At 62.9% G+C, this 20,665-nt stretch carries 21 protein-coding genes and 1 riboswitch; of the genes, 13 read left to right on the forward strand and 8 right to left on the reverse strand.

Annotated features, from left to right (window positions below):
* Positions 1-81: 81 nt before the first annotated feature.
* A complete protein-coding gene (locus tag JV551A3_RS05525) occupies positions 82-1,353 on the reverse strand; it encodes a uracil-xanthine permease family protein (RefSeq protein ID WP_133970268.1) in 1,272 nt (423 codons plus the stop codon).
* Positions 1,354-1,355: 2 nt separating this feature from the next.
* Positions 1,356-1,994 carry a uracil phosphoribosyltransferase gene (upp, locus tag JV551A3_RS05530; protein WP_023382340.1) on the reverse strand — a complete coding sequence of 213 codons (639 nt, stop codon included), beginning with the start codon at positions 1,992-1,994 and terminating at the stop codon, positions 1,356-1,358.
* Positions 1,995-2,155: 161 nt separating this feature from the next.
* On the opposite strand from upp, the gene JV551A3_RS05535 reads away from it, so the two are divergent.
* The 4 genes from JV551A3_RS05535 to JV551A3_RS05550 all read left to right on the forward strand — a co-directional run bounded on the left by JV551A3_RS05535 (position 2,156) and on the right by JV551A3_RS05550 (position 4,203).
* Entirely contained in the window at positions 2,156-2,713 is a 558-nt protein-coding gene (locus JV551A3_RS05535) for a hypoxanthine-guanine phosphoribosyltransferase (protein WP_003256346.1), read from the forward strand.
* 2 nt (positions 2,714-2,715) lie between these two features.
* Complete coding sequence (locus tag JV551A3_RS05540) at positions 2,716-3,189, forward strand: WbuC family cupin fold metalloprotein (protein ID WP_133970269.1); 474 nt, start codon at positions 2,716-2,718, stop codon at positions 3,187-3,189.
* 184 nt (positions 3,190-3,373) lie between these two features.
* On the forward strand, positions 3,374-3,844 hold the full coding sequence (locus JV551A3_RS05545; RefSeq protein WP_133970272.1) for a hypothetical protein: 471 nt from the start codon (positions 3,374-3,376) through the stop codon (positions 3,842-3,844).
* 68 nt (positions 3,845-3,912) lie between these two features.
* Positions 3,913-4,203: a PA4642 family protein gene (locus tag JV551A3_RS05550; RefSeq protein ID WP_112252042.1), complete on the forward strand. Its 291-nt coding sequence runs from the start codon at positions 3,913-3,915 to the stop codon at positions 4,201-4,203.
* Positions 4,204-4,381: 178 nt separating this feature from the next.
* Here the strand turns inward: JV551A3_RS05550 and mqo are convergent, their stop codons facing one another.
* Together mqo and JV551A3_RS05565 are read right to left on the reverse strand one after the other, a co-directional pair.
* Positions 4,382-5,890 (reverse strand): malate dehydrogenase (quinone), encoded by a 1,509-nt coding sequence (gene mqo, locus JV551A3_RS05560; RefSeq protein ID WP_025337698.1) that lies wholly within the window; start codon positions 5,888-5,890, stop codon positions 4,382-4,384.
* A 600-nt stretch (positions 5,891-6,490) separates the two neighbouring features.
* Positions 6,491-6,724 (reverse strand): hypothetical protein, encoded by a 234-nt coding sequence (locus JV551A3_RS05565; protein WP_133970273.1) that lies wholly within the window; start codon positions 6,722-6,724, stop codon positions 6,491-6,493.
* Between the two features lie 145 nt (positions 6,725-6,869).
* Here JV551A3_RS05565 and JV551A3_RS05570 point away from each other — a divergent pair, with 145 nt between their 5' ends.
* Both JV551A3_RS05570 and JV551A3_RS05575 read left to right on the forward strand, forming a co-directional pair.
* Entirely contained in the window at positions 6,870-7,454 is a 585-nt protein-coding gene (locus JV551A3_RS05570; protein WP_133970274.1) for a YajG family lipoprotein, read from the forward strand.
* Positions 7,455-7,620: 166 nt separating this feature from the next.
* Complete coding sequence (locus JV551A3_RS05575) at positions 7,621-7,881, forward strand: hypothetical protein (RefSeq protein ID WP_046616028.1); 261 nt, start codon at positions 7,621-7,623, stop codon at positions 7,879-7,881.
* Positions 7,882-7,997: 116 nt separating this feature from the next.
* Here the strand turns inward: JV551A3_RS05575 and JV551A3_RS05580 are convergent, their stop codons facing one another.
* Positions 7,998-9,164 (reverse strand): 1-acyl-sn-glycerol-3-phosphate acyltransferase, encoded by a 1,167-nt coding sequence (locus JV551A3_RS05580; RefSeq protein ID WP_133970275.1) that lies wholly within the window; start codon positions 9,162-9,164, stop codon positions 7,998-8,000.
* Positions 9,165-9,289: 125 nt separating this feature from the next.
* On the opposite strand from JV551A3_RS05580, the gene JV551A3_RS05585 reads away from it, so the two are divergent.
* From JV551A3_RS05585 to JV551A3_RS05605, 4 genes are all read left to right on the forward strand, one after another.
* A complete protein-coding gene (locus tag JV551A3_RS05585; RefSeq protein WP_133970276.1) occupies positions 9,290-9,472 on the forward strand; it encodes a CPXCG motif-containing cysteine-rich protein in 183 nt (60 codons plus the stop codon).
* A complete protein-coding gene (locus tag JV551A3_RS05590) occupies positions 9,472-9,732 on the forward strand; it encodes a putative signal transducing protein (RefSeq protein WP_133970277.1) in 261 nt (86 codons plus the stop codon). The genes JV551A3_RS05585 and JV551A3_RS05590 overlap by 1 nt, the downstream gene beginning before the upstream one ends.
* A gap of 15 nt (positions 9,733-9,747) precedes the next feature.
* Positions 9,748-10,368, forward strand: coding sequence for an SOS response-associated peptidase (locus JV551A3_RS05595; protein ID WP_133970278.1), 621 nt, complete (start codon positions 9,748-9,750; stop codon positions 10,366-10,368).
* Positions 10,369-10,567: 199 nt separating this feature from the next.
* Positions 10,568-11,383 (forward strand): M48 family metallopeptidase, encoded by an 816-nt coding sequence (locus JV551A3_RS05605; protein ID WP_025337703.1) that lies wholly within the window; start codon positions 10,568-10,570, stop codon positions 11,381-11,383.
* Between the two features lie 150 nt (positions 11,384-11,533).
* Here JV551A3_RS05605 and JV551A3_RS05610 read toward each other — a convergent pair whose 3' ends face one another.
* The 3 genes from JV551A3_RS05610 to JV551A3_RS05620 all read right to left on the reverse strand — a co-directional run bounded on the left by JV551A3_RS05610 (position 11,534) and on the right by JV551A3_RS05620 (position 14,404).
* Complete coding sequence (locus JV551A3_RS05610) at positions 11,534-12,118, reverse strand: TMEM165/GDT1 family protein (RefSeq protein ID WP_133970279.1); 585 nt, start codon at positions 12,116-12,118, stop codon at positions 11,534-11,536.
* 87 nt (positions 12,119-12,205) lie between these two features.
* Positions 12,206-12,346, reverse strand: a riboswitch (yybP-ykoY riboswitch).
* Positions 12,347-12,385: 39 nt separating this feature from the next.
* Complete coding sequence (locus tag JV551A3_RS05615) at positions 12,386-13,384, reverse strand: class I SAM-dependent methyltransferase (protein ID WP_133970280.1); 999 nt, start codon at positions 13,382-13,384, stop codon at positions 12,386-12,388.
* Between the two features lie 54 nt (positions 13,385-13,438).
* Positions 13,439-14,404: a 2-hydroxyacid dehydrogenase gene (locus tag JV551A3_RS05620; protein WP_133970281.1), complete on the reverse strand. Its 966-nt coding sequence runs from the start codon at positions 14,402-14,404 to the stop codon at positions 13,439-13,441.
* Positions 14,405-14,692: 288 nt separating this feature from the next.
* Between JV551A3_RS05620 and JV551A3_RS05630 the strand changes: the two genes are divergently transcribed.
* From JV551A3_RS05630 to JV551A3_RS05645, 3 genes are all read left to right on the forward strand, one after another.
* Entirely contained in the window at positions 14,693-16,375 is a 1,683-nt protein-coding gene (locus JV551A3_RS05630; RefSeq protein WP_133970283.1) for a fatty acid--CoA ligase, read from the forward strand.
* A 332-nt stretch (positions 16,376-16,707) separates the two neighbouring features.
* Positions 16,708-18,579 (forward strand): DUF1302 domain-containing protein, encoded by a 1,872-nt coding sequence (locus JV551A3_RS05640; RefSeq protein WP_133970313.1) that lies wholly within the window; start codon positions 16,708-16,710, stop codon positions 18,577-18,579.
* A gap of 25 nt (positions 18,580-18,604) precedes the next feature.
* On the forward strand, positions 18,605-19,969 hold the full coding sequence (locus JV551A3_RS05645) for a DUF1329 domain-containing protein (RefSeq protein WP_133970284.1): 1,365 nt from the start codon (positions 18,605-18,607) through the stop codon (positions 19,967-19,969).
* The last annotated feature ends 696 nt before the right edge of the window (positions 19,970-20,665 follow it).

Below are 20,665 nucleotides of genomic sequence, written 5' to 3' on the forward strand. Positions count from 1 at the left end.
CTCTTCGCGGGTAAACCCGCTCCCACAGGTTTTGTACAATGCCTGTGGGAGCGGGTTCACCCGCGAAGAGGCCAGATCAGGTCAAAGCTGATCGTCCAGCTTCTTGTGCTTCCAGCCATCGTTACCCGGCAGGATCAGGTTCAGCGCGATAGCCACTATGGCGCACAGGGCGATGCCCTTCAGGCCCCAGTCATCCGGGCCGTCACCACTGCCGATCAGCACACCGCCGATACCGAACACCAGGGTCACCGACACGATCACCAGGTTGCGCGCTTCGGCCAGGTCGATCTTGTGGCGGATCATGGTATTCATGCCCACCGCCGCGATCGAGCCGAACAGCAGGCACAGGATGCCACCCATCACTGGTACCGGGATGCTTTGCAGCAATGCACCGAACTTGCCGATGAAGGCGAGGGTGATGGCGAAGACCGCCGCCCAGGTCATGATCTTCGGGTTGTAGTTCTTGGTCAGCATCACCGCGCCGGTGACTTCGGCATAGGTGGTGTTGGGCGGGCCGCCAAACAAGCCGGCTGCCGTGGTGGCCAGACCGTCGCCCAGCAGGGTGCGGTGCAGGCCGGGCTTTTTCAGGTAGTCGCGGCCCGTCACGCTGCCGACCGCGATCACTCCGCCGATGTGCTCGATCGCCGGTGCCAGGGCAACCGGGACGATGAACAGGATGGCCTGCCAGTTGAACGCTGGTGCGGTGAAGTTGGGCAGCTCCAGCCACGGTGCGGCGGCGATCTTGGCAGTGTCGACCACGCCAAAGGCGAACGACAGGGCAAAGCCCACCAGCACGCCAGCGATGATCGGCACCAGGCGGAAGATGCCCTTGCCGAACACGGCGACGATCAGCGTTGTCAGCAGGGCCGGCATCGAGATCATCATGGCGGTCTGGTAGGGCAGCAGCACGCTGCCGTCACCGGCCTTGCCCATCGCCATGTTGGCGGCGATCGGCGCCATGGCCAGGCCGATGGAGATGATCACCGGGCCGATCACCACCGGCGGCAGCATGCGGTCGATGAAACCGGTGCCTTTGATTTTCACCATCAGGCCCATGAAGGTGTACACGAAACCTGCGGCCATCACGCCGCCCATGGTCTCGGCCAGGCCGAACTGGCCCTTGGCGAGGATGATCGGGGTGATGAAGGCAAAGCTCGAGGCCAGGAACACGGGTACCTGGCGGCCGGTGACCAGCTGGAACAGCAGGGTGCCAATGCCGGCAGTGAACAGCGCGACGTTCGGATCAAGGCCGGTGATCAGTGGCATCAGCACCAGCGCGCCGAATGCCACGAAGAGCATCTGCGCGCCCGAAACGACCTGGCGCCAGAGCGGGTCGTTGAAGCCGTCCTGCATGGTCAGGCGTCCTTTTGCTTGGTGCCGAAGATCTTGTCACCGGCATCGCCCAGGCCCGGCACGATGTAGCCGTGTTCGTTCAGGTGCTGGTCGATCGAGGCGGTGTAGATCTGCACGTCCGGGTGGGCTTTTTCCACCACTTCGATGCCTTCTGGCGCGGCGACCAGAACCATGGCGCGGATCTCTTTGCAGCCGGCCTTCTTCAGCAGGTCGATGGTGGCGACCATCGAACCGCCGGTGGCCAGCATCGGGTCGATGATCAGCGCCAGGCGCTGGTTGATGTCCGGCGCGAGCTTTTCCAGGTAGGTGTGGGCTTCGAGGGTTTCCTCGTTGCGGGCAACACCGACAGCGCTGACCTTGGCACCCGGGATCAGGCTGAGCACGCCGTCGAGCATGCCGATGCCGGCACGCAGGATCGGCACCACGGTAATTTTCTTGCCGGCGATTTTTTCAACTTGCACCTTGCCGCACCAGCCGTCGATCTCGTAGGTTTCGAGCGGCAGGTCCTGGGTGGCTTCGTAGGTCAGGAGCGCGCCGACTTCCTGGGCAAGTTCGCGAAAATTCTTGGTGCTGATATCGGCACGGCGCATCAGGCCGAGCTTGTGGCGGATCAGCGGATGGCGGATCTCACGAGTGGGCATAGGGGGGCTCCGAAAGGCGGGCAAAAAAACCGCGCTAGATTAATCTATTCAGCCTGTGCTGTCGTCTGGTCATTCTGGACGTTAGTCCATAAATGCTTGATCTGTGACGAGCGGATGCGTACCTTTGCCCGCTTTTCCAAAATGCCCCCCCGGAGAGCGCCATGTCCGCCGATCTCGAGCATATCCGTCAAGTCATGCGTGAAGCTGACTGCCTGTACACCGAAGCCGAAGTCGAAGCGGCCATCGCCAAAGTCGGCGAGCAGATCTGCAAGGACCTGCACGACAAGAACCCGGTGGTGTTCTGCGTGATGAACGGCGGCCTGATCTTCTCCGGCAAACTGCTGACCCACCTGCAGTTCCCGCTGGAAGCCAGCTACCTGCACGCCACCCGCTACCGCAACCAGACCAGCGGCGGGGAACTGTTCTGGAAGGCCAAGCCGGAAGTATCGTTCATCGACCGTGACGTACTGATCGTCGACGACATTCTCGACGAGGGCCACACCCTCAGTGCCATCATCGAATTCTGCAAGCATGCCGGTGCGCGCTCGGTGCATACCGCGGTGCTGATCGACAAGGACCATGACCGCAAGGCCAGCCCGGAGCTCAAGGCCAACTACGTGGGCCTGCCCTGCGTCGACCGCTACATCTTCGGTTACGGCATGGACTACAAAGGCTACTGGCGCAACGCCAACGGCATCTTCGCCGTAAAGGGGCTGTGATCATGCGCCAGCCTGCGTTCATCGACCAATCGCTGTTCGCCGGGCTGGCCGCACAGGCTGCCGCCAACCCGCGCGGGCGGCAGCATCACACCTTCCATGAGATGGAAGAGCCCTGCCACCGCATGGCGGTCGGGCTGCAACCGAGCACCTATATCCCGCCGCATCGCCACCTGAGCGCCGACAAGGCTGAAACGCTGATTGCGCTCAAGGGGCGCTTCGGCCTGCTGCTCTTCGATGAGCAGGGGGCGGTGACCGACAAGCGAGTGCTGCAGGCGGGCGGCGATTGCCTGGGTGTGGACCTGGCGCCTGGAACCTTCCATGGGCTTGTGGTGCTGGAGCCGGACAGCATCCTGTTCGAGTGCAAGGCTGGGCCGTATCGGCCGGTGGGTGAAGGTGAACATGCGCACTGGGCGCCGCGCGAAGGTGAAGAAGGCGTGGCCGAGTACCAGGCCTGGATGCTCGCGCAGTTCGATTGATGTCGACTGTACTGGCTTCGTTGCCCTGTAGGAGCAGCCTTGTGCTGCGAAGGGGCCGGTATGACTAAAGATGTTCTGTGGCAATGCTGGCCTCTTCGCAGCACAAGGCTGCTCCTACAGGGCGATAGGGTCATACGCCCCAGAAACTCCATGCTAGAGTGCTCCTTCATTCAAGGAGCCTCACATGCGTGCGTTTCTTCCCCTCCTGTTGGCAGTCAGCCTGCCACTCGCCGCCGCACCGCTGCACAGCCAGTTCCTGCCACCTGACGACCAGTCACTGCGCCAGGAAGCGCCGACCGGCCAGCAATTGCTGCAAGTGACGGACTATTCGGTGGTAGTGGGTACCCAACGCCAGTCCGACCAGCAGCCGATCCCGATCACCTCGTCGTTGCAGGTGCGTCTCAAGGGCAAGCCGCTGAGCAAGGGCGCGACCATCGCCCAGGTGCTGCTGACCTTTGATGGTGAAGCGGCCAAGAGCCTGAAGAAACCCGTATACGACGAGAAAACCCGCACCCTGAGCCTGAACTACCCACTCAGCGACTACCGCGTGATCATGGACCTGCTGCGCAACGAGACGTTGTACGTGCAGTTCCTCACGTATGGCAACGGCCACATCTGGGCCGACCTGCACACCGGTACCGTACGTACGCGTTGAGGCGCCCGGCCTGCGGGGGGTACACTGCCGGCCTTGGAAATTTCGTGATGGTCCAGTTGGAGTCGGCAATGCGTAAAGACAAGAAACAGGTAATCGGTGACGAGATCAGCGACGACTACATCAAGGCGTTCCTTCAGTTCGAGCCGGCCGATGGCGTGACCTCGCCGTCGCTGCACAAGCTGGTCAAGGCGTACCGTGGCCTGCGCATCGACGATTTCGAGCGTTTTGTCGGCTTCTTCATCGAAGCCGGGCTGGACCTGGATGGCAAGGACGAGCATGGCAAGACCTTTGTCGAGCAGATCGCCGACCAGCGCAATGCGGCGGAGTACATCGAGATCATCGCCAAAGCCCGTGGTTGATTTTTAACCTGTGACGGCCCTTTCGCGGGCACGCCCGCTCCCACAGGGATGGTGCAGAGCCTGAGGGCGGCGCCGAAACCTGTGGGAGCGGGCATGCCCGCGAAGAGGCCGGCACAGGTCAATGAGCAACCAGGCACAAAAAAACGCCCCGAGGGGCGTTTTTTCGTTACCGGCCGAATCAGGCGTAATGCTTGGCCGCCGGGCTGCTTTCCACCAGGTCCAGTGCCACGTCGTTGTCGGCGCTGATCTTGTGGTACAGGGCTGCATCGGTTGCCAGGGTCTTCTCGCGAGCCGGGAAGATTTCCTTGAGCTTGGCAGCCCAGGCACCTTTGGCCTGCTCGGGGAAGCAGCGCTCGATCAGTTCCAGCATGATCGACACGGTTACCGAAGCACCCGGCGATGCGCCGAGCAGTGCAGCCAGGCTGCCGTCCTGGGCCGAGACCAGCTCGGTACCGAACTGCAGCACGCCGCCTTTCTTCGGGTCCTTCTTGATGATCTGCACGCGCTGACCAGCCACTTCCAGGCGCCAGTCTTCGGCCTTGGCCTGCGGATAGAAGCGACGCAGGGCTTCCAGGCGCTGCTCCATCGACTGCATCACTTCGCTGACCAGGTACTTGGTCAGGTCCATGTTGTCACGGGCCACGGCCAGCATCGGGCCAATGTTGCCCATGCGCACCGACAGCGGCAGGTCCATCAGCGAACCGTGCTTGAGGAACTTGGTGGTGAAGCCGGCATATGGGCCGAACAGCAGCGATTTCTTGCCATCGACCACGCGGGTATCCAGGTGCGGTACCGACATCGGTGGGGCGCCGACCGCGGCCTGGCTGTAGACCTTGGCCTGGTGCTGCTTGACGATTTCCGGGTTGTCGCAACGCAGCCACTGGCCGCTGACCGGGAAGCCGCCGAAGCCTTTGCTTTCCGGAATGCCCGACAGCTGAAGCAGCGGCAGGGCCGCGCCACCGGCGCCGAGGAAGACGAAGCGGGCGTCCACTTCACGGCTGCCGCCGCTGTTGACGTCCTTGATGCTCACGGTCCAGCCCTTGCCGTTACGGCGCAGGCCGACGACCTTCTTGCTGTACTTGACCTGGGCGTCCTGCGAGTCGCCCAGCAGCTTCAGCAGCTTGTTGGTCAGGGCGCCAAAGTTGACGTCGGTACCCTTGAGCACGCGGGTGGCGGCGATGTGCTGGTCGGCTGGGCGGCCTGGCATCATCAGCGGCATCCAGTCGTTCATCACGGCCTTGTCTTCGGTGTATTCCATGTCGGCGAAGGCATGGTGCTGCTTGAGCAGCTCATAGCGCTTCTTGAGGAAGGAAACACCCTTGTCACCCTCGACGTAGCTCAGGTGCGGGACAGGGTTGATGAAGGCACGCGCCGAGCCGAAGTTGCCTTTCTTGCTCAGGTAGGCCCAGAACTGGCGCGAAACCTCGAACTGGGTGTTGATGTGCACGGCCTTCTTGATGTCGATGCTGCCATCGGCGGCCTGGGGCGTGTAGTTAAGCTCGCACAGGCCGGCGTGGCCTGTGCCTGCGTTGTTCCAGGGGTTGGAGCTTTCCGCGGCTCCGGAGTCCATCGCCTCCACGACCTCAAGTTTCAGGGTCGGGTCGAGCTCCTTGAGCAGTACGGCCAGGGTGGCACTCATGATGCCCGCGCCTACCAGTACCACATCAACCGATTCGTTCTGCGCCATTTAACGCGTCTCCACAATCTACAGCTACCTAATTGACAGCATAGGACCTGGGTTCGCCAGGGTCGCCATGTCCGACTTTTCGCAGTTCTTGCAACTTCCGCGGACACCGCCAATCAGTCTTCGGGTTCGGGTATTGAACGCGGTTTGCCACGGGTGCGGCAATTCGACTTATGGTCAAGGTGTCGTGCGTGCGTTATGGAACGGCTCAGACACTCATACGGGATGAGCGCATTTGCCGCCTGTTCAGGGCTGTTCGGGACACATCTGCCGCTTTTGCACATGCCAGACTGTTCATTTGCTCGCCACACTCTTGTGAAGTTGTGAAAACCGTTTTTTCACGCTCTTTTGGAGACGTGAACCTCAAAAGGGGACTGCGCGATGGCAACCCGCAGGTTCATGCAGTGTGAAGGGCCGGAAAAGCAGGCACGACAGCCGATGCAAGACCTGAGTGGAAGGCTCTCTGTGGGCGAAGCGTTGAAGTTGCCGGGGTCAATCGGCGAGTGCGGGGCCCGATCAGGAGACGTCCTTATAATCGGGGGGAGATTATAGCGATGTCGCGGGCAGAAATGTCGCCATTCGTGGTTTTTATTGCAGCGTTTGTCAGGCCGCGAGGATGCGCTGGTGCCAGCGGCGGCTTGCGCGGGCGCAAACCCGGGCGCTGGCGGGGAGTTCGCGGCCCAGCCAGGCGAGCTGGATTTCGCCGATCTGGACCCAGCCGCTGCTGCTGGGCGCCTGGCTGCATTGCTTGAAGGCCAGGCATTTGCCGTCGGCATCGAGGCGGGCATAGGTGTTGTGGCGCGGGCGTTGGAAGATCAGGGTCCAGAGCGAGGCCATGGCGGCGAGTCCTGTGTGTTAGGGCTTGGCGCAAGGATAAGGGCTCGGCGATGAAACGATTGTGACAAGCGGGCTGGACCGATGACTGGTCGATGCGTGGCTAGGTATACTGTGGGCCTTCGCCGCTTTTTCTGGAGTAACGCGCATGTTGCAACGTCTGTTGTTCGGTTTGATCGCCGTGGCCAGCCTCAGCCTGGTCGGTTGTGCCCACAGCCCGCAACAACTCAACCCGCAACCCACGCTGAAGGCCCAGCTCGCCCCGGTCGGCCATGGCCAGCCGGTAGTGGTACGGGTGGTTGACGGCCGGGCCTCGCAGTCCCTGGGCACTCGCGGTGGCATGTACCCCGAGACCAGCACTATCAGCGTCAGCGGTAATGACATCGTGCCCAAGCTGCAGGCCCAGGCCGAAGCAGCCGTGCGCCTGCTCGGCTTCACCCCGACGCCGAACGCCTACAACGCGCCGCAGCTGACCGTGACCCTGGCCGAGTTGAAGTACCAGTCGCCGAAAGACAACCTGTACGTGACCGAGGCTACCATCGGTGCCACCTTCCGTGCCGACGTGTCCAATGGCGGCCGCCGCTACAGTGGCCGTTACGGCGCTTCGCTGGACCAGCGTTTCGGCATAGCGCCGAACCAGGAAACCAACACCCAGCTGGTGGGCGATGTGCTGAGCGATGCCCTGACCCGCATGTTCAAGGACCCGACCATCGGTCAGGTGCTGGGGCAGTAAGGCTTCAGCTGTAAAACAAAACCCGCTGCCTGTGTTCCAGGCAGCGGGTTTTTTGTTGCCTGTGCCCTGGATGAAATTCAATGACACTTTGTCGCCTGGACCGGGCGTCAGGGCACGACTTGGGTAGAATGCCGGCCTTTGCCGTCGCTCATACCGAGGTTGCGTGATGTCCTTGCAAGTGCTCTGGGGGTTCCTGGCCGCCCACCCGACCAAGCTGATCAATCTGCTGGCGCTGCTGCTGACCTGCCCGGGCGGGTTGCTGCTGCACAGTGCGCGGCGGCGCGAGGCCGAGACCCGCGAATACATGGCGGTGGACGATGGGGTGGTGGACGCGTTCGACCTGCGGGTACCCCGGTACTTCTACATTCTCGGTTTTTCGTGCCTGGCGATGGCGTTGCTGCTGTCCTGGTTCAGTACCTGGGTTTGAGAACCCGGGGCCGCTTTGCGGCCCATCGCGACACAAGGCCGCTCCTACAGGAGATCGCGCATACCTGTAGGAGCGGCCTTGTGTCGCGATGGGCTGCAAAGCAGCCCTAGGATCGATCAGGCAACCGGTGCCTGCAGCCTGACCTGGTACTGGTTGCGCACCGGCGTCGCATACTGCAACACCAGATACGGACGCTGCTCCTCGGGGCAGGCATCCAGGCGGCGTTGCCATTCTTCCTTGGCCCGGGCCAGTTCATCGGCCGGGAATATCTTCTCGGCGCTCGGCACCTGCAGCGCCTCATCCTTGCCTTCCCACATCGCATAGGCTAGGTAGTGCACCGGGAATAGCCGGTAGCCACCGAGGATCTGCCGGTCGATTTCCACCGCCAGCTGCTTGGTGTCCTCGTGGAACTCGGTCACCGGCGGGGCGAAGTTGATGTGCACCCGGCCCTTGTAGCCGGTAATGCCCTTGGCGATGCTGTTGTCGTCCTCGCCCGGCGCCTTCTTGTAGGTGCCGGTGGTGGCGCGGATGTACAACTCGCGGGCCTTGGCCTGGTCGCACGGGTCATACTCGTAGCTGATCGACACCGGCGTCAGGTTCAGGCTCTGGATCACCGCGCCGAACGGCTCGTCCTTGCGGCTCATGTGGAACATCTTGAGGATCGCCGAGTCGGTGCGGTCGTCACCGTCCTTGGCCCGGCCTTCGGCCTGGGCGATCCAGATCGACGTGGCGTCGTTGCGGATCGAGTGGTTGATGTAGGCCGAGAGCAGCTGGTAGGCCGCCAGTTTCTCGCGACGCCCACTGATCGAGCGGTGCACGATGAAGCTCTTGTTCAGGCGCATCATGTCGCTGACAAACGGCTTTTGCAGCAGGTTGTCGCCAATGGCGATGCGCGGCGTGGGCAGGCCGGCGTGGTACACCGCATAGTTGACGAAGGCCGGGTCCATGACGATGTCACGGTGGTTGGCCAGGAACAGGTAGGCGGTGCCGGCCTTGAGCTGCTCCACGCCCGTATAGGTGACGCCGTCGGTGGCACGGTCGATGGTCTGGTCGACGTAGTACTCGACTTTGTCCTGCAAGGTGGAGACGCAGGTGACGCCGGCGAATTCCTTGCGCAGGCGGCGGGCGATCAGCGGTTTGAGCAACCAGCCGAGAGCACCGGCCGCACGCGGGAAGCGGAAGTGGGTGAGGATATCGAGGAATGCCGGGTCGCTGAGCAGGCGTGCCAGAACGGCAGGGACCTCAGCGTCGTCGTACGGTCGGATGGCATCGAATTCGCCCATCATGCTCTCTTGTTGGAAACGGCTAGGGTAATAAGGTAGGGACGGGCTCCGAAAAACGGCTCGGACACACACAGGCCCTGTAAACAGACCGGCAATTATACGCATAAGTCACCCCGGAGGCCGCGATGCTGGAAACTGCGTTCTACGATTGCCCTTATTGTGGCGAAGAAGTCGAAACCACGGTGGACCTGTCCGGTGGCGATCAGGAATACATCGAGGACTGCCAGGTATGCTGCAACCCTATCCGCTTCGTGCTGCAGGTTCATGGCGAGGAGTGGATGCTGGATGTATTCGGTGAGAATGACTGATGCAGCGCATCTACGAACCGGAAAGCCTGCTCGAGGCTGAAATGCTGGCGGGCATGCTCGCCAGCGAGGGGGTCGAGGCGCACCTGGTCGGGCGTGACCTGGTCGGTGCTGCCGGCGAGCTGCCGCTGCAGGGCCTGCTGGGGCTTGCCGTGGCTGACGAGCAGGCCGAGTACGCACGGCAGCTGATCGATGCGTACAATGACGCCCAGCCACTGGTTGGCGACGAACCGGAGAGTTTCCCCGGTACCTTGATCTGCTAGGTTCTGAATTCGCCCATGTGTGGACGTTATGCCCTGTTTCGCTGGCCCCAGGCTCTTGCCAGTCTGCCGGGCTTTCCCGTCGGCCAGCCAGCCCAATGGAACATCTCGCCGGGGGGCTCGGTGCTGATCCAGCGCCAGCTCGACGGCCAGCTGCAATTGGCCAAGGCGCGCTGGGGGCTGACCCCGGCCTGGCTGACCGACCTTTCCCGTACCCCCGCCCATGCCCGCGCCGAGACCCTGGCCGAGCAGCCGATGTTTCGCGACGCGTTTCGCCAGCGCCGCTGCCTGATGCCGGCCAACGGCTTTTACGAATGGCGCGGTAGCGTGCGCAAGCGCCCGTACTGGCTGACCCCGGGGGAGGGCGCGTCGCTGTACTTCGCCGCCGTGTGGGAGGCCTACCCGGTGCAGGACCAGGTTTGGCTGAGTTGTGCGGTGGTGACCCAGGCGGCGATGAACCAGCGTCGACCGCTGATACTGGACGAGGCAGGGCAGGCAGCCTGGCTTGACCCGGACACGCCGGTTACCCGCTTGCACGAGCTGCTCGCCAGCCCGCCGGCGACGTTGCGTGAGCGGGCCCTGGCGAACTTCGTCAATGACCCGAAGCTGGATGCGCCGGAGTGCCTGACCCCGGCTTGATGCATTGCCTTCGTCGGCCCTTTCGCGGGTAAACCCGCTCCCACAGGTACTGCACCGAACTTGAAACCTGTGTAGTCCCTGTGGGAGCGGGTTCACCCGCGAAGAGGCCGGTGCAGGCAAATAAATTCTTCCGTGCGGCTATGGCGGCCCAGCGGCGACTCGGCCTACGATACGGCGCATGTAAAAAGGGAGTGTTTTCATGCGTAAGTCTTTTGTCGTCAGCCTGTTGAGTGCTGGCATCCTGCTAGCTGGCTGCCAGGCGGTGAATACCACCAGCGGCGGTGCTGTCGGCGTCGAGCGCCAGCAGTACATGTTCAGCATGCTCTCGACCGATGAGGTCAACCAGATGTACGCCCAGTCGTACCAGCAGACCCTGGGTGAGGCATCGAACAAAGGCGTGCTCGACAAGTCCAGCGCAGTTGCCAAGCGTGTACAGGTAATTGCCAACCGCCTGATCGCCCAGACCCCCAAGTTCCGCCCGGATGCCGCGCAATGGAACTGGGAAGTCAACGTGATCAAGAGCGACGAGCTCAACGCCAACTGCGGCCCGGGCGGCAAGATCATCGTCTACACCGGGCTGATCGATCAGCTCAAGCTCACCGATGCGGAAATTGCTGCGGTGGTGGGCCACGAGATCGCCCACGCCCTGCGTGAGCACAGCCGCGAGGCGATGTCCAAGGCGTACGGCGTGGAAATGGCGCGCCAGGGCGCCGGTGCCCTCTTTGGCCTCGGCCAGGGCAGCATGGCCATGGCCGATACGGTGGTGAACTATGCCATGACCCTGCCCAACAGCCGGGCTAACGAGAACGAAGCCGACCTGATTGGCCTTGAGCTCTCGGCGCGTGCCGGTTACGACCCGAATGCCGCGATTACCCTGTGGAACAAGATGAGCCAGGCTTCCGAAGGCGCACCGCCCGAGTTCATGAGCACTCACCCGGCGTCCCAGAGCCGCATTGCTTCGCTGCAGGCGGCGATTCCGAAGGTGATGCCGCTGTATCAGGCGGCCAAGAAGTAAGACCCGACTTCCAGATGCTTACCCTTTGTAGGAGCAGCCTTGTGCTGCGAAAGGGCCGGTAAGAGCACCACATTTCCTGGTGCCTGTACCGGCCTCTTCGCAGCGCAAGGCTGCTCCTACAGGTTCGGCGTCAGCCTGTCACCTTTAGGGTTAGCCCACCCAGCCACTGGCTTTCATCGCCGAGTACACGGCCACGATCGCCAGCACGAAGAACGCCGTGGCCGCCAGGCGACGGATCAGCGTCAGCGGCAGTTTGTCCGCAGCGAAGTTACCTGCCAGTACCACCGGCACGTTGGCAATCAGCATGCCCAGGGTGGTGCCGATAATGACCATGATCAGGTGCGGATACTGAGCCGCCAGCATCACCGTGGCGACCTGGGTCTTGTCGCCGATTTCAGCCAGGAAGAACGCGATCAGCGTGGTCAGGAACGGCCCGAAGCGGCGTGCCGGGTTCTCGTCGTCATCCATCTTGTCCGGAACCAGGGTCCACAGCGCAGTGGCGGTGAAGCTCGCAGCCAGGATCCAGTGCAGTGCCGAGTCGCTGAAGAAGCTGCCGACCCACGCGCCCACGGCACCGGCCGCGGCATGGTTGGCCAGGGTGGCGGCGATGATGCCGGCGATGATCGGCCAGGGTTTGCGGAAGCGGGCAGCGAGTATGAGCGCGAGCAATTGCGTCTTGTCGCCGATTTCGGCGAGGGCAACGATGGCGGTGGGGACCAACAGTGATTCCAGCATCAGGATTCCTACGGGGGCGGGTCGACACGGCTATGACACGTACAGCCTCCCCGCCCCGGGTAAGGTGTGCGTGTCATAGGTCTTGTCAAACCCCGAATCCGTCTATGCGGATCTCGCCATGCAGGCTGGCATGGTGGGTCGCACGCGCCATGGTCTGTGGACCAAGTATGTTGACGCGTACCGGGCGAGCTGGGCGCTCGCGGGAGACTACTCCCCTAGGACGGTGCGGATTCTGCCTAGGCAAAACGCTTTCGGCAAGCGCTGTTTTTAACCGCGTGTTGCGCGGTAGATGCGGAAGCCGTCCGCCTCGTCGCATGTCTGGCAGTTGCCCAGCGCCCCTTCGATCAGCGGCTGGTAACGCAGGAAGCTGTTGGCAACCAGGCGCATTTCGCCGCCTTTTCGCAGATGAACAGCTGATTTTTTCAGCAAGTTTTCCGATGCCTGGTAATTGGTGTGCACCCCGGTGTGGAACGGCGGGTTGCTAAGGATCAGGCTCAGCTCGGTCGGCGCCGCGTCGATGCCATCACCGCTGATCACTTCGCCTTCCAGGCCATTGGCGGCCAAGGTCAGGCGGCTGGCGGCCACGGCGAAGGCATCCACATCCAGCAGGGTTACCCGGTTTTGCGGATAACGGCGCTTTACCGTTGCACCCAGCACCCCGGCACCGCAGCCGAAGTCCAGCACATGCCCGCTCGGCAGGCCGTCGAGGTGCTTGAGCAGCAGGGCGGTACCGCGATCGAGGCGGCCATGGCTGAACACACCGGGCAGGCTGATAACCTGAAGTGGGCCGTCTTCCAGGCTGAGTTCGAAGCGTTCGGCCAGGCTTTCCAGGGGCTTGGCTTCTGGTGCGTGTTCGATGGTCACCTGCCACAGCTGGCAGTGGCGGGCGCTGTCGAGCTTGCGCGGCTTGCCAAAGGCCTGCAGCTGCTTGGCCGCGCCTTCGATGCCGCCACGTTTCTCTCCGACCACGTATAGCTCGCGGCCAGCCAGGCGCGAGGCCAGGGCGTTGAGCAGGTAGGCGGCCAGTTCGCGGGATTTGGGCAGGAACAGCACGGCGCTGTCGAACGCCACTTCAGGGGGCTCCACTGCATAGTGGCTGCGCCCGGCGAAGCGGCTTTCGAGCATGGCCTGATCGCCCGCATGCCAAGTCCAGGCCCGGGCTTGGGGCAACTGGCCGAGCAGGTCGTCGGCGGGGGCGCCGGCGAGCAGCAGCGGGCTCTGGAACAGCTCTGCCTGGCGGAGCAACACTTCACTGCGCGGGTCCATGGACGACGCCTCCTGGAAAAAAGTGGCGCAGTGTAGCAGAGGCGGGCGCCGGGCTCAGCTGACCACGCGGCGTGGCTGCCCGGCGAAGAAGGCCTGGGCGTTCTCGCTGAGCTGGCCGACGATGCGCTGGCGCGACTCCACCGCACCCCAGGCGCTGTGCGGGGTGATGATCAGGCGCGGGACGCCGGGTTCGAGCAGCGCGTTGCCGTTGACCGGCGGCTCCACGCTCAGTACGTCGGTGGCGGCTCCGCCCAGGTGGCCACTGCGCAGGGCGTCGGCCAGCGCTTGCTCGTCGATCAGGCCACCGCGGGCAGTGTTGACCACCAGCGCGTTGGGCTTGAGCAGGGCCAGCTCGCGTGCCCCGAGCATGTGTCGGGTGTGCTCGTTCAGCGGGCAGTGCAGGGTCAGGGCGTCGACTTGCGGCAGCAATTCGTCCAGTGGCAACCGGTCGGCCCGTTCCGGGCGGCCTGGGATCTGCCCGCTCAGCACGCGCATGCCAAAGGCCTCGGCTAGCCTCGCCACCGCGCCGCCCAGTTCACCATGGCCCAGCAGGCCAAGGGTCTTGCCTTCCAGTTCGACGATGGGGAAGTCCAGCAGGCAGAACTGGCTGGCCTTGGCCCATTTGCCATCGGCTACCGCCTGGTTGTAGTCGCACAGGCGGGTGGCCAGGGCCAGCAGCAGGGCGAGGGTGTGCTGGGCGACGGACGGGGTACCGTAGCCCTGGCAGTTGCACACGGTGATGCCCTGGGCGCGCGCTGCCGCCAGGTCGACATTGTTGGTGCCGGTGGCGGCCACCAGGATCAGCTTCAGTTGTGGGTTGGCGGCCAGGGACGCGGCGTCGAGCATGACCTTGTTGCTGACGACCGCCAACGCGCCCTGCAGGCGTTCGGCGACCTGCTCCGGGCGGGTGGCGGCGAACAGTTCGAACTCGTCGAACTGCTGCTTCAAGGGCGAGAGGTCGAGATCGCCCAGGTCCAGGGACTGGTGATCGAGAAACACGGCGCGACGCGGGCTGGGCATGAAGGCCTCCGGGGATGGGTATCGGTGTCGTGGCCATTCGCGGGCACGCCCGCTCCCACAGGTAGGGTGGGGGCCTGTGGGAGCGGGCGTGCCCGCGAAAGGGCCTTTGGCTCCAGCACAAATCCTGAAGCTTTCGGCGCAGTGTCTAGCCCGCGGTCGCCGCCCGTCAACGCCCGCCACTCATACCTTCGCCATGCAAATCATTCCTTCGGCTGATTTAGCCGTCACATTGGCGAACTACAGTAGTTCCCAGACTTGTCCGGCCCGCTTTTCAGAAAAGGGATACCCATGTTGCAGACCCGCATCATCAAGCCCGCCGAGGGCGCCTACGCCTACCCCCTGCTGATCAAGCGCCTGCTGATGTCTGGCAGCCGCTATGAAAAGACCCGCGAAATCGTCTACCGCGACCAGTTGCGGCTGACCTATCCCCAGCTCAACGAGCGCATCGCGCGCCTGGCCAACGTGCTGACCGAAGCCGGGGTAAAGGCTGGTGACACCGTGGCGGTGATGGACTGGGACAGCCACCGCTACCTGGAATGCATGTTCGCCATCCCGATGATCGGCGCGGTGGTGCACACCATCAACGTGCGCCTGTCGCCTGAGCAGATTCTCTACACCATGAACCACGCCGAAGACCGCGTGGTGCTGGTCAACAGCGATTTCGTCGGCTTGTACCAGGCCATTGCCGGGCAATTGACCACCGTCGACAAGACCCTGCTGCTCACCGACGGCCCGGACAAGACAGCCGAGTTGCCCAACCTGGTGGGCGAGTACGAGCAACTGCTGGCCGCTGCCAGTCCGCGTTACGACTTCCCGGACTTCGACGAGAACTCGGTGGCCACCACCTTCTACACCACCGGCACCACCGGCAACCCCAAGGGGGTGTACTTCACCCACCGGCAACTGGTGCTGCATACCCTGGCCGAAGCTTCGGTGACCGGCAGCATCGACAGCGTGCGCCTGCTGGGCAGCAACGACGTGTACATGCCCATCACCCCGATGTTCCACGTGCACGCCTGGGGTATTCCCTACGCCGCCACCATGCTTGGCATGAAGCAGGTGTATCCGGGGCGCTACGAGCCGGACATGCTGATCAAGCTGTGGCGTGAGGAAAAGGTCACTTTCTCCCATTGCGTGCCGACCATCCTGCAGATGCTGCTCAACTGCCCGACTTCCCAAGGCCAGGACTTCGGCGGCTGGAAGATCATCATCGGCGGCAGCGCACTCAACCGCTCGTTGTATCAGGCAGCCCTGGCACGCGGCATCCAGCTGACTGCCGCGTATGGCATGTCCGAGACCTGCCCGCTTATTTCTGCCGCCCACCTGAACGACGAACTGCAGGCCGGCAGTGAGGATGAGCGCGTCACCTACCGTATCAAGGCTGGCGTGCCGGTGCCGCTGGTCGAGGCGGCCATCGTCGACGGCGACGGCAACTTCCTGCCTGCCGATGGTGAAACCCAGGGCGAGCTGGTGCTGCGTGCGCCGTGGTTGACCATGGGCTATTTCAAGGAGGCGGAAAAGAGCGAGGAGCTGTGGCAGGGTGGCTGGCTGCACACCGGTGATGTCGCCACCCTCGACGGCATGGGCTACATCGACATCCGCGACCGCATCAAGGATGTGATCAAGACCGGTGGCGAGTGGATTTCCTCGCTCGACCTCGAAGACCTGGTCAGCCGCCACCCGGCCGTGCGCGAAGTGGCGGTGGTGGGGGTGGCCGACCCGCAGTGGGGCGAGCGCCCGTTTGCCCTGCTGGTGGTGCGCGAAGGCCAGGTCATCGATGCCAAGGCGCTGAAGGAACACCTCAAGCCCTTCGTCGAGCAAGGGCACATCAACAAGTGGGCAATTCCAAGCCAGATCGCCGTTGTTACTGAAATTCCCAAGACCAGTGTCGGCAAGCTCGACAAGAAACGCATCCGCCAGGACATCGTCCAGTGGCAGGCCAGCAACAGCGCATTCCTTTCCACGCTGTAATCGCCATGCGGGTCGCGTACCGCAGCACGCGACCCGCATGCTAGAGGGGTTTGGCCTTGCCAAACGGCAGAAATACGCCATCCTTTAGCACTGCCAGCGCGCAGCCTGGGCAACATTGCAGCGAGTTGGCCGCACGGAGCGCAAATCACACTTTAGAGGGATCAAGCGCCTGTGCCTTGCTGGCTATAGTCGGGGCCAGGGGATTTTCAGGAATGGGGGAAGGCGACATGCGCAAGCCGTGTCGCCGCGGGCGCAAGCCTGCAAACCGGTCGCTCGGGCCGTTCTTGAAAGGACTCACTGCCATAACAAAAAAAGTACATGGAGTAGCGTCGATGAAATCTGCAAACCTGTTCTGGCGCCGGGCCAAGTTGCCCCTGGCCGTCAGCCTTGCTTCCACGCTCGCAAGTCCTGCTTTCGCTGTCAGCTTCAACATTGGTGAAATCGAAGGCCAGTTCGACTCGTCGCTCTCCATCGGCGCCAGCTGGTCGACGGCCAACCCCAACAAGAACCTGATCGGGGTGAACAACGGCGGCAAGGGCCTGTCGCAGACATCCGACGATGGCCACCTGAACTTCAAGAAGGGCGAAACCTTCTCGAAGATCTTCAAGGGCATCCATGACCTGGAACTGAAGTACGGCGACACCGGCGTGTTCGTCCGTGGCAAGTACTGGTATGACTTCGAACTGAAGGACGAAGGCCGCGAGTTCAAGGACATCAGTGACTCCAACCGCAAGGAAGGCGCCAAATCGTCCGGTGCCGAGCTGCTCGACGCATTCGTCTACCACAACTACTCCATCGGCGATCAGCCAGGCTCGGTGCGCCTGGGCAAGCAGGTGGTGAGCTGGGGTGAAAGTACCTTCATCGGTGGCGGCATCAACTCGATCAACCCGATCGACGTGTCGGCGTTTCGCCGCCCGGGGGCCGAGATCAAGGAAGGCCTGATTCCGGTCAACATGTTCTACGTTTCGCAGAGCCTGACCGATAACCTGTCGGCGGAGGCGTTCTACCAGATCGAATGGGACCAGACGGTCGTCGACAACTGCGGCACGTTCTTCTCTCAGCCGGACATCATTGCCGACGGCTGTACCGACAACCTGCGCGTGTTGTCCAGCGGACGAACCCTGGGGCAACTACCGCCTGCCGTGCAGGGGCTGCTCGCCGCCACCGGCGTCAACTACAACGATGAAGGTGTGCTGGTGCGCCGTGGCGCCGACCGTGATGCGCGGGACAGCGGACAATTCGGCGTTGCGTTCCGCTATATGTTCGAGCCGTTGGACACCGAATTCGGCGCGTACTTCATGAACTACCACAGCCGAGCACCGATCTTCAGTGCTACAGGTGCTTCGCAGGCGGTGTTCGACAGGGTCGCCGCGCTGCCAGCACGTTTGCGTCCACTGATCGTTGCGGGTAACTCGGAGTACTTCGTCGAGTATCCAGAAGACATCCGCCTGTACGGCTTGAGCTTCTCCACCACGCTGCCTACCGGTACCGCCTGGAGCGGTGAACTCAGCTATCGCCCCAACGCGCCGGTGCAGCTGAACTCTACCGATATTCTGTTCGCTGGTGTCACACCGCTGCCCGGGTTCAATGATGCGTCCGTGCTCAAGGGCACGGCGGGGCAGGACCTGCACGGCTACCGTCGCAAAGAAATCACCCAGTTCCAGACGACCTTCACTCACTTCTTCGACCAGATCATGGGCGCCAGTCGCCTCACAGTGGTTGGTGAAGTCGGCGTTACCCATGTCGGTGGGCTGGAGAGTACCAGTAAGGCACGGTACGGCCGCGACCCGGTCTTCGGCCCTGGCGAACTGCCTAATGGCATGTGTACCGCGCTCAACCAGACCACCATCGACGGTTCTGGCCTCGGTAGCTCCACCGCCAACCTGACCCGCAACTGCGAAAACGATGGTTTCACCACCACTACTTCATGGGGTTATCGCGCTCGCGCAATCTGGGACTACAACGACGTTTTCGCTGGGGTCAACCTGAAGCCGAGTGTGGCCTGGTCGCATGACGTTTCCGGCTATTCGCCGGGTCCTGGCGCCAACTTCGAGGAAGGCCGCAAGGCCGTCAGCCTGGGCCTCGATGCCGAGTACCAGAACACCTACACGGCTAGCCTGTCGTACACCAACTTCTTCGACGGCAAGTACACCACCGTGGATGACCGTGACTTCGTCGCGCTCAGCTTCGGCGTGAACTTCTAAGCATACAGATCCAGGACGACACGACATGAACAAGACCAGAAGTCTGCTGCAAGCCGGTGTGCTGGGCCTGTCCCTGCTGGCGACCAGCGTCATGGCTGCAGTATCCGCCGACGAGGCGGCCAAGCTGGGGAGTACCCTGACCCCGATGGGCGCCGAAAAGGCCGGCAACGCCGATGGCTCGATCGGCCCGTGGGAGCCGCTGTCGAAGAGCGCGGGCAGCGCCGACGCCAAGGGTTTCCTGCCCGACCCGTACGGCAGTGACAAGCCGCTGTTCACCATCACCGCGCAGAACGCTGACCAGTACAAGGACAAGCTCTCGCCAGGCCAGCTGGCGATGCTCAAGCGCTACCCGGACACCTTCAAGATTCCGGTATTCAAGACCCATCGTGGCTCCACGGTGCCGGCCGACGTGTTCGCCGCCATCAAGGAGAACGCCACCAAGACCGCCCTGGTCGAAGGCGGCAACGGCCTGAGCAACTTCCGCACGGCTGTACCGTTCCCGATCCCCAAAAGCGGCCTGGAGGTGATCTGGAACCACATCACCCGCTACCGGGGCGGCAGCGTCAGCCGCCTGGTGACCCAGGCCACGCCGCAGCAGAACGGCTCCTTCAACCCTGTGTACTTCTCCGACCAGTTCGTCTTCCGCGACAAGATGAAGGATTACGACCCGAACAACCCGGGCAACATCCTGTTCTACTTCAAGCAGGAAGTGACCGCGCCTGCGCGCCTGGCCGGTACCGTGCTGCTGGTGCACGAAACCCTCGACCAAGTGAAGGAACCGCGCAAGGCGTGGATCTACAACGCCGGCCAGCGCCGCGTGCGCCAGGCACCGCAAGTGTCGTACGACGGCCCTGGCACCGCCGCCGACGGTTTGCGCACCTCGGACAACCTGGACATGTTCAACGGTGCGCCAGACCGCTACGACTGGAAGCTGGAAGGCAAGAAGGAGATGTACATCGCTTCCAACGCCTTCAAGCTCGACGACCCCAAGCTCAAGTACACCGACATCATCAAGGCCGGGCACATCAACCAGGACCTTTCCCGTTACGAGCTGCGCCGCGTATGGCACGTGGTCGCGACCCTCAAGCCGGGCCAGCGGCACATCTATGCCAAGCGTGACTTCTACATCGACGAGGACACCTGGCAGGCTGCGGTGATCGACCAGTACGACGGCCGTGGCCAGCTGTGGCGGGTGTCCGAGGCACATGCCCAGCCGTACTACAACGTGGAAGTGCCGTGGTACACCCTGGAGACTATCTACGACCTGCAGTCGGGCCGTTACCTGGCCCTGGGCATGAAGAACGAAGAGAAGCGCGCCTACGACTTCGGTTTCAGCGCCAGCAAGGCTGACTTCCAGCCAGCGGCACTGCGCCAGTCGGGTATTCGTTGATCTGAAAACAAGCCTCACCGTGTTATCCCCAGAGCGCCCCGGCTTGTCCGGGGCGTTTCTATTTCCTGTTCCGGCCCCTTCGCGGGCGCGCCCGCTCCCACAGGGATCGCGCCAGCCTTTAGAAATTGAGCAAGACAGTTGCTCCCACAGGTACAGCGCGAACCCCAGGCCTGCGCCAATCCCATGTGGGAGCGGGCAAGCCCGCGAAGCAAGCGACACGGTGCATGGCACCGGCTGCGCCGGTGTTCGCGGCTAAAGCCGCTCCCACAGGTACAGCGCGAGCCCAAGGCCTGCTTCAATCCCATGTGGGAGCGGGTTCACCCGCGAAGAGGCCGGAGCAGGCAATCAATCTGGTGAATACCTCAGCAAACCCCCGCCGCAGCCCTTGTCTGTCAGTCATGTTGCTTTTTGTCGCAGTCTTTTCCTCGGTAATCGCGCCCTTTACCTTCAAATTCGCAGCGTTACCCGCTAGTCTCGCAAGCATCCATACCGCCGTAGTCTTCCAACCAGAACGAGCCGGCCATGACAGATCTGTCCCGTACGCATGGATTCGCCAGCCAGGCTCTGGGCTTCCTGGACGGGCTTTTCTTCCGGCCCCCCCTGCCGGACGGCCATCTGCCCCGCCTGCGCCTGTGCCATCGGCTGCAAGCCGGCCTTGGCGGGCGGCTGTTGCTGGTCAATGCCCCGGCGGGTTTC

It is taken from the genome of Pseudomonas inefficax (genome assembly GCF_900277125.1).
In the GTDB taxonomy this organism is placed as follows: Bacteria; Pseudomonadota; Gammaproteobacteria; order Pseudomonadales; family Pseudomonadaceae; genus Aquipseudomonas; species Aquipseudomonas inefficax.

Excerpts from the sequence above, each read along its gene's own strand:
- JV551A3_RS05525 (WP_133970268.1), bottom strand. The coding sequence starts at position 1,353 with ATGCAGGACGGCTTCAACGACCCGCTCTGGCGCCAGGTCGTTTCGGGC.
- upp (WP_023382340.1), bottom strand. The coding sequence starts at position 1,994 with ATGCCCACTCGTGAGATCCGCCATCCGCTGATCCGCCACAAGCTCGGC.
- JV551A3_RS05535 (WP_003256346.1), top strand. The coding sequence starts at position 2,156 with ATGTCCGCCGATCTCGAGCATATCCGTCAAGTCATGCGTGAAGCTGAC.
- JV551A3_RS05540 (WP_133970269.1), top strand. The coding sequence starts at position 2,716 with ATGCGCCAGCCTGCGTTCATCGACCAATCGCTGTTCGCCGGGCTGGCC.
- JV551A3_RS05545 (WP_133970272.1), top strand. The coding sequence starts at position 3,374 with ATGCGTGCGTTTCTTCCCCTCCTGTTGGCAGTCAGCCTGCCACTCGCC.
- JV551A3_RS05550 (WP_112252042.1), top strand. The coding sequence starts at position 3,913 with ATGCGTAAAGACAAGAAACAGGTAATCGGTGACGAGATCAGCGACGAC.
- mqo (WP_025337698.1), bottom strand. The coding sequence starts at position 5,890 with ATGGCGCAGAACGAATCGGTTGATGTGGTACTGGTAGGCGCGGGCATC.
- JV551A3_RS05565 (WP_133970273.1), bottom strand. The coding sequence starts at position 6,724 with ATGGCCTCGCTCTGGACCCTGATCTTCCAACGCCCGCGCCACAACACC.
- JV551A3_RS05570 (WP_133970274.1), top strand. The coding sequence starts at position 6,870 with ATGTTGCAACGTCTGTTGTTCGGTTTGATCGCCGTGGCCAGCCTCAGC.
- JV551A3_RS05575 (WP_046616028.1), top strand. The coding sequence starts at position 7,621 with ATGTCCTTGCAAGTGCTCTGGGGGTTCCTGGCCGCCCACCCGACCAAG.
- JV551A3_RS05580 (WP_133970275.1), bottom strand. The coding sequence starts at position 9,164 with ATGGGCGAATTCGATGCCATCCGACCGTACGACGACGCTGAGGTCCCT.
- JV551A3_RS05585 (WP_133970276.1), top strand. The coding sequence starts at position 9,290 with ATGCTGGAAACTGCGTTCTACGATTGCCCTTATTGTGGCGAAGAAGTC.
- JV551A3_RS05590 (WP_133970277.1), top strand. The coding sequence starts at position 9,472 with ATGCAGCGCATCTACGAACCGGAAAGCCTGCTCGAGGCTGAAATGCTG.
- JV551A3_RS05595 (WP_133970278.1), top strand. The coding sequence starts at position 9,748 with ATGTGTGGACGTTATGCCCTGTTTCGCTGGCCCCAGGCTCTTGCCAGT.
- JV551A3_RS05605 (WP_025337703.1), top strand. The coding sequence starts at position 10,568 with ATGCGTAAGTCTTTTGTCGTCAGCCTGTTGAGTGCTGGCATCCTGCTA.
- JV551A3_RS05610 (WP_133970279.1), bottom strand. The coding sequence starts at position 12,118 with ATGCTGGAATCACTGTTGGTCCCCACCGCCATCGTTGCCCTCGCCGAA.
- JV551A3_RS05615 (WP_133970280.1), bottom strand. The coding sequence starts at position 13,384 with ATGGACCCGCGCAGTGAAGTGTTGCTCCGCCAGGCAGAGCTGTTCCAG.
- JV551A3_RS05620 (WP_133970281.1), bottom strand. The coding sequence starts at position 14,404 with ATGCCCAGCCCGCGTCGCGCCGTGTTTCTCGATCACCAGTCCCTGGAC.
- JV551A3_RS05630 (WP_133970283.1), top strand. The coding sequence starts at position 14,693 with ATGTTGCAGACCCGCATCATCAAGCCCGCCGAGGGCGCCTACGCCTAC.
- JV551A3_RS05640 (WP_133970313.1), top strand. The coding sequence starts at position 16,708 with ATGAAATCTGCAAACCTGTTCTGGCGCCGGGCCAAGTTGCCCCTGGCC.
- JV551A3_RS05645 (WP_133970284.1), top strand. The coding sequence starts at position 18,605 with ATGAACAAGACCAGAAGTCTGCTGCAAGCCGGTGTGCTGGGCCTGTCC.